This is a genomic window from Rhodococcus sp. (in: high G+C Gram-positive bacteria), assembly GCF_049286785.1.
GTDB lineage: Bacteria > Actinomycetota > Actinomycetes > Mycobacteriales > Mycobacteriaceae > Rhodococcus_F.
On sequence record NZ_JBAQEO010000448.1, the window covers coordinates 1 to 6,257 of the forward strand.

7 protein-coding genes and 1 pseudogene are annotated in these 6,257 nt (G+C 63.4%); 5 read left to right on the forward strand and 3 right to left on the reverse strand.

The window, feature by feature from the left end:
* Positions 1–49 precede the first annotated feature (49 nt).
* From WAW17_RS16295 to WAW17_RS16315, 5 genes are all read left to right on the forward strand, one after another.
* On the forward strand, positions 50–523 hold the full coding sequence (locus WAW17_RS16295; RefSeq protein ID WP_422333988.1) for a YbaB/EbfC family nucleoid-associated protein: 474 nt from the start codon (positions 50–52) through the stop codon (positions 521–523).
* Positions 520–834: a type VII secretion target gene (locus WAW17_RS16300; RefSeq protein ID WP_422333989.1), complete on the forward strand. Its 315-nt coding sequence runs from the start codon at positions 520–522 to the stop codon at positions 832–834. Before WAW17_RS16295 ends, WAW17_RS16300 begins: the two co-directional genes overlap by 4 nt.
* Positions 834–1,544 carry a hypothetical protein gene (locus tag WAW17_RS16305; RefSeq protein ID WP_422333990.1) on the forward strand — a complete coding sequence of 237 codons (711 nt, stop codon included), beginning with the start codon at positions 834–836 and terminating at the stop codon, positions 1,542–1,544. The genes WAW17_RS16300 and WAW17_RS16305 overlap by 1 nt, the downstream gene beginning before the upstream one ends.
* A 118-nt stretch (positions 1,545–1,662) precedes the next feature.
* A complete protein-coding gene (locus WAW17_RS16310) occupies positions 1,663–2,457 on the forward strand; it encodes an acetoacetate decarboxylase family protein (protein ID WP_422333991.1) in 795 nt (264 codons plus the stop codon).
* 41 nt (positions 2,458–2,498) lie between these two features.
* On the forward strand, positions 2,499–3,329 hold the full coding sequence (locus tag WAW17_RS16315; protein ID WP_422333992.1) for an SDR family NAD(P)-dependent oxidoreductase: 831 nt from the start codon (positions 2,499–2,501) through the stop codon (positions 3,327–3,329).
* A gap of 217 nt (positions 3,330–3,546) precedes the next feature.
* Here the strand turns inward: WAW17_RS16315 and WAW17_RS16320 are convergent.
* The 3 genes and pseudogenes from WAW17_RS16320 to WAW17_RS16330 form a co-directional block, all read right to left on the reverse strand.
* Positions 3,547–4,364 (reverse strand): IS5 family transposase gene (locus WAW17_RS16320; RefSeq protein ID WP_422333993.1). Its coding sequence is split into 2 segments (ribosomal slippage): positions 3,547–4,005 and positions 4,008–4,364, totalling 816 coding nucleotides; the frame shifts between segments, so codons are not numbered across the junction.
* Between the two features lie 202 nt (positions 4,365–4,566).
* A pseudogene (locus tag WAW17_RS16325) lies at positions 4,567–4,728 on the reverse strand (IS1380 family transposase); the annotation flags it as partial.
* Between the two features lie 164 nt (positions 4,729–4,892).
* The gene (locus tag WAW17_RS16330) at positions 4,893–5,492 is read right to left on the reverse strand and encodes a prolyl hydroxylase family protein (RefSeq protein ID WP_422333994.1); all 600 of its coding nucleotides are present in this window, start codon (positions 5,490–5,492) and stop codon (positions 4,893–4,895) included.
* Between the last annotated feature and the right edge of the window lie 765 nt (positions 5,493–6,257).

Consider the following 6,257-nt stretch of genomic DNA (forward strand, 5'->3'; position numbering starts at 1 on the left):
CCTACGAACAGGAAATTTCCGTGAGTCCACACCCCACCGGAGGTGACACGTGCTCGAGTCCGATGACCGACGCGCACGCAACGACGATCTGCGATGCCGGATCGATTCCATGCTCGACACGCTGCAACGCCAGCGCCAGGATCTCGACTTCGCCCGTGTCGGGATCGCGGGAATAACGGGTGAGGGATTCTCAGCCGACGGACTGGTCCGGGTCGGTGTCGATGCCGCAGGCGTGCTGACAGGCGTGACCCTGGCGTCGGACGCGTTCCGGCGCACCACTCCCGAACACCTGGGCCGATCGATGACCGCCGCCGCACAGCAGGCTGTTGCCGAGGCACGCAGTCGGACAGCCGAATTGATGGCCCCGGTACTCGATGCGCGTGGTGAACTACCCGACCTGTCCGAAATCGTTCCCGGAGCGCCTGGCCTGCACGATCTCCTACCACCCCTGCCTGTGCCGCAACCCGAGACCGGCAAGGAAGATCGCTGGGGACACTCGATCCTGCGTGGGGCAGGCGAATGACCGCCACGTTATGGGTCGATCCCGACCATTTACGCTCCGTCGCACCACGATTCGATCAACTGGCCGACACCGCGGGGCGTCTACGGGCGAGGCTCGTCGACGGCCTCGACGCCGAGGGTGTGAGCTGGGGAAACGACGAGGGCGGTGACGTATTCGCCACAGATTACGTGCCCGCGTCCGAGTCCGCGGTCGAAGCGATCACCACTCTGCTGGGCGTGCTCACGGGGATCGGTGACCGGTTACGCGAAACCGCTGGCGCCTTCGAAGGCACCGACATCCAGTTCGCCCAGCGGCTGGACGGGCACCTCTGATGGGCATCGAGATTCCCGGCATGTTGAAACCGGTGGCCTGGCTGGCATCAGGCAGTGACTGGCCGGAAGGCGACGAAACCTCCCTGCGAAGACTCGCCGAAGAATGGGCAGCGGCCGCCGCCGGACTCGGTGACCTTGCCTCGCGGGGAGACTCCGCGATCCGAGACGCACGGTCCGCCGTCGAGGGCGACATCGACGCAGCGATCGACCAGCACTGGCGCCGCCTCGATGGGGATACCGGGGCGCTGGAACAGCTGATCAGGCTGTGCGACAGTCTTTCTGACTCGTGCGAATCCACGGCGACAGATGTCGAGTACGCGAAACTCTCGATCATCGCGGCGTTGACGATCCTGCTCGCCGAACTCGTCGCGATGGCCGCGGCCGCCGTCCCCACCCTCGGTGCCAGCACCGCGGGCGCCGTAGCCGCTGAGGCGGCCACGCAGGTGACCATACGGATCATCATCCGCGACCTGATTCTGTCGATCATCGAGCACGCAGCGATCGAGGCTGCCAAGAGCGTGGCACTCGACGGCGCACTCCAGACACTCCAGATCATCACCGGTGGCCGAGACGCTTTCGACACCGCGATGTTGCGCGACTCTCTGATCTCCGGTGCCGTCGAGGGTGCGGAGAAAGCACTGTCCGGTGAGGAAGGTTGGGGTGATCGAATGGCGGCGAACACCGATCGCGACGCTTCCCCGAGATCGTGACACCATTTCGGGAGCGAGCAGGTTCCGCACTTGTTACGGTCGAACGAGGCGGATTGGCGGCCGTCCGAATTCGGGCCGCGGTCGGAGGCTGCGGCGAGCCACGTCGACGGGAGTCGCGATGTTCGAATTCTCAGAGAATTCCGTCTACTCGATGCCCGCCCATTTCGGGCCACTGCAATCAGGCAACCCGAGGGCGTACCGGTATGACGATGTCACCTCGATCATGATCGTCTACGAGACCGACGGAGACGCTCTCGCCCAATTTCTGCCCGAGGGCTTCGAGGTGACTGATCCGATTCTTGCCATCTCGTACGAGAAATGCCGCGCGGTGGATTGGATGTTCGGAGGTCAATACAATCTGATCGCCGTCAACGTGCCCGTCGTATACACCCGCACACCGGAACCGCTCGCAGGTTTTTACGCACTCGTGGTGTGGGAGAACAAGACCTGTCCGATGCTGACCGGACGCGAAGCGACAGGCGTGCCGAAGGTCTTCGCCGACATCGAGGAACACCACCAACTCGGCGACTACTGTTTCACGAACGCCAGCTACGAGGGGTCCAGGTTCCTCCGACTCGAAATTCACCGGACGCAGGAAATGGCCGCGGAGGAGGTAGCGATGAGAAATCAACAGCCACAGTTGAATTGGTTCGGCTGGCGGTATATCCCGAACATAGGGACCTCGGGAGCGGCGCTCAGCCACGCCACGTTGTTCCCGCAGGAGACGATCGTCAAGTCCGGCTGGCACGGGGAGGGCGCGGTGCAGTGGGACGCACTCACGCGGGAACAGCATCCCCTCCAAGCCCATATCATCTCGGCGTTGAGCAGGCTCCCCATCGGCGCCCACGTGCGATCCGAGATCGTGGAAAAGGTCGCCATCGGACGGTCCGACCTCGCCAGATCCCTGCCCTGAATCCCGCATTCCCGCGCAGGCACGACCACGAGGACATCACCATGACCAACGAGTACTTCGCAGATAAGGTGTGCATCGTCACCGGGGCGGCGTCGGGGATCGGGTACGCCGTCGCCGACGCGCTGCTGCAGCGCGGTGCGCGCGTCACCATGGCAGACAGAGACAGTGAAAGCTTGGCCTCGTGCCTCGCGGAGCTGGAAGGCATCCACCCGCACCGGGTGCGGACCGCGACCGTCGACGTCACCGTCGAGAACCAGGTCATGGAGTTGATTGAGCAGGTCGACGCCACGGAGGGCAGGCTCGATGCCCTGTTCAACAACGCCGGAATCGGAGGCACCCTGCCGATCGGGGAGGCGACATCGGAGCACTGGCGCCGCATCATCGACGTCAATCTGTGGAGCGTCATCTATGGCGTTACCGCGGCCCTGCCGATCATGCGACGACAGGGCAGCGGGCACATCGTCAACACCAGCTCGTTCGCCGGGCTCGTGCCGATGCCTTACCAGTCGCTGTACGGCGCCACGAAATTCGCGGTGTCGGGCATGAGCGAGGCTTTGCGCTATGAACTCGCGGACGAAGGGATCCACGTCTCGGTGGTCTGCCCTGGCAACGTTGCCACACGCATCTTCGGCACCCCGATCATCGGGAAGCGGGTCGAGGTCGAGCCTCCCGCCGACGCGATTCCCGCGCCCGAGGCTGCTCAGATCATTCTCGCCGGCGTCGAAAACCGGGAGGGCATCATCGTCTTTCCGGAATCAGCGCGGACCGCGTGGCGCAGCTACTGGGCCGACCCGACTGCCACGGAGCCGCTGCTGACGGATCTGGCCCGCCAACGTCGCGAGTCGTATCGGACGACAGGCGGTGACTCCTAGGATCGAACAGGACGATATCGTCTGTACCTGCACAAACACATCACACGGGGTACCGCTCGATCACGTGGTTTCGTGGCAAGCGTGGCCAAAATATGGGTTCTGGCCCACTTTTCGTGGCGGATCCCGAGGACGTCAGCGGCTGAGGAGTATTCGTTTGCGGAGCGGGGCGAAGCCGGCGCGTCCACAAATCTTCCGCTCGAGCATCTTAGAGCTTGTCTCATGTGGGGAGCTTCTTGAAGCAGGTGAGTGCGGCGGCGAGGCGGACGAATCCGGCGAAGTGTTCACCGCGGCGCTCGTAACGAATAGTCAAACGCCGGTAGCCGGTGAGCCAGGCGATGGTGCGTTCGATCTTCCACCGATACCGGCCGAGCCGGTCGTTCCTCTCGATACCGCGCCGGGCGATGCGCGGGACGATGCCACGCTCACGTAGCCACCGACGGTGGACGTCGTAGTCGTAGCCCTTGTCGGCTCGAAGCTTCCCCGGTTTTCGGCGGCGCGGACCGCGCCGGGACTTCACCGCAGGGATCGCGTTGACCATCGGTTGCAGCAGAGTGCTGTCGTGCGTGTTCGCTCCGGAAACCTCGACGACCAGCGGGATTCCATTCGACTCGGACAGGACGTGGATCTTCGATCCCTTCTTGCCGCGGTCGACCGGACTCGGACCGGTCAGCGAGCCCCCCTTTTTGCCCGGACGCTCGCCGCGTCCAGGATCGCTGCCGTCCAGTCGAGTTCGCCGGCGCTGCCCAGCCGGTCGAGCACCGCCCGGTGTAGTTTCTCGAACACCCCGGCCGCCGCCCACGCGGTAAACCTTCGGTGCGCGGTCGGAACGGTGACCCCGAACGAGGGCGGCAGATGCCGCCACGCGCATCCGCTGGTGAGCACGTACACGATCGCGGTGAACGCTGCACGATCGTCGACCGGTGCACTGCCACCTCCCTGCGGGCGTGCGGCGAATCGCGGAATCAGCGGTTCGGTGATCTCCCACAACGCATCCGGCACCAATCGCAGTGACAACCCATCTACCACGCGTGACATTATGTCCCATAAGTCACTTCATCCACGTGAGACACGCTCTTAACCTGAATCCGTGGATCGGTGATCTCGGTGGCTGTCGGGTCCGATTGTTGGTGATGTCATCGGGCGAAGCTGTTGGTGGGCATGGTTGGCCTGCTGACCGGTTGTCAGCTCGTCCACTTGGTTTCCGGGTCGGGGCCGGTGTGGCCGGGTTGTCGAGTCGAGCCGCTAGTGGTGGTTCGTAGTCGATGATGTTGTCCCAGAGGGTTGTCAAGTCTGCTTGTCGTGGCCAGTGAGCCGGAAGGTGGAGCACGGGTTTGCGTGCAGGCCGGGCGAATCGGGCGGGAACGTTGACCAGGTGTCGGCGCAGTGTGGCGCCGCGGGCGAAGACGATGATGGTCCATGCGGTCCTGGACGGCGACCGCTCCGTCGCGACCATGGCCGGCGACCACCGGTGCGGCTTGCACACCGCGCACGAGGTCGTCGCCGATGCCGATCATGGAAGCCGAGCGGGTGACAGGAATTACACCAGTCGAGTCTTCCGGTCTGCTAACCGGGGCGTTGCCGGAACCATAGCGTGGCAACCCATTTCTCGCCACGCCGCACGGGTTCCCCTGCATGAAGCGATTTCTTATCCCGCATGATCCCCCGGCGCGTGCAATTCTCGAACATCAACATCGCACCGGTCTGCGGTGTGACTTCCACGCCTAGCCGTGGGAAGATTGTGGCGCCGCCGGTTAATTGGTCGTTGAGGTAGCCGATTGCGGTATGAGTACGTTGGCCTCGGCCTTTGGTGTACCTCCGGCCCAGAACGAGTGGATACGCGTCGAAGTGCGGTTTGTATTGGCCTCCAACGGAATAGCGGATAACATTCAAACTCTCGCTGAGGCGGGCATCGATGCCGGCGCCAACGCTCATCGCATCGACGATCGCGCTCACAGTTGGACTATGGTCGTGAGCGAACTTGGCGACTTCGCAGGTCCGTCCGAGACTCGTTGCTTCGCCGGCACGCTGACTCACCAACGCCGTGCTGAGGACTGGGGCGGCGATAGCGATCAATGACTGGGCGAGATCAGGCTCGATGACGCCCAATGTGAGGGCGATTCGAGGTGCGTCACACAACACTGCGGTGCGGCCGGAATCTGACATACGCCCTCCTAACATTAGGGTGGGGTCGGGATGGGGAAGAACAGTATCTATCGTTGAAGGCCGCTCGGTGGACGAATTCGCCGAATCCGCTTCCCAAGGGAAGTTCTGTCCGTGTCGTCGAGCGGGCCTGCAGCAGACCTCGCGGCGCGAAGCCGCCTGCCGCCGAATACGATCAGCAGCAGGACGGTCGCGCCGGTGTACCACCGAAACCCTCTGCCGGATGCGGCCGCGGCGAACACCATGGCCGCAAGCATCAATACGGTGACAATTGCCAGCACGGAACACCTAGCTCACAATGGCGCGGGCCCTTTTTCAATCACCGACACGGTATGAGGTCGGACAACATCACGCCCCCAAAACAAGTGCGAAGAGTCAGTTTTCCGCGAAATGTCCGCGAAGGGTCCAGCCCCTGGACTACCGTGGGGTTTCGTCGGCGCGGAAGTCGGACGCAGGCATCAAGTGGAATGGACAGAGACTGAGAGGAAGATCTTATGGGCTCACTCGAGGGCGTGCTCCACTTCATTCAGAATATGCTCGGCATGCTGTTCTCCGGTTCGAAAGAACCGCCTACTCCCCCTCCCGTATAGCTCGACTGCTCTGTCTGCCCGGACCTGTCAGGCCCGGGCTGACGTCTCTGAAGGTGACACGGCCGCGGGTCGCGCCCGGAAGTAATCTCGGTGCCGAACAGCGCCCAGCCAGCTCTGGTGTCAACGCGACCGCCGGTAGTGCGCGGAAGTGAGTTCGACGAGTTCGTCGCGACTGATC

Coding starts and splice junctions, on each gene's coding strand:
- WAW17_RS16330 (WP_422333994.1), bottom strand. CDS start 5,492: ATGTCAGATTCCGGCCGCACCGCAGTGTTGTGTGACGCACCTCGAATC.
- WAW17_RS16315 (WP_422333992.1), top strand. CDS start 2,499: ATGACCAACGAGTACTTCGCAGATAAGGTGTGCATCGTCACCGGGGCG.
- WAW17_RS16310 (WP_422333991.1), top strand. CDS start 1,663: ATGTTCGAATTCTCAGAGAATTCCGTCTACTCGATGCCCGCCCATTTC.
- WAW17_RS16300 (WP_422333989.1), top strand. CDS start 520: ATGACCGCCACGTTATGGGTCGATCCCGACCATTTACGCTCCGTCGCA.
- WAW17_RS16305 (WP_422333990.1), top strand. CDS start 834: ATGGGCATCGAGATTCCCGGCATGTTGAAACCGGTGGCCTGGCTGGCA.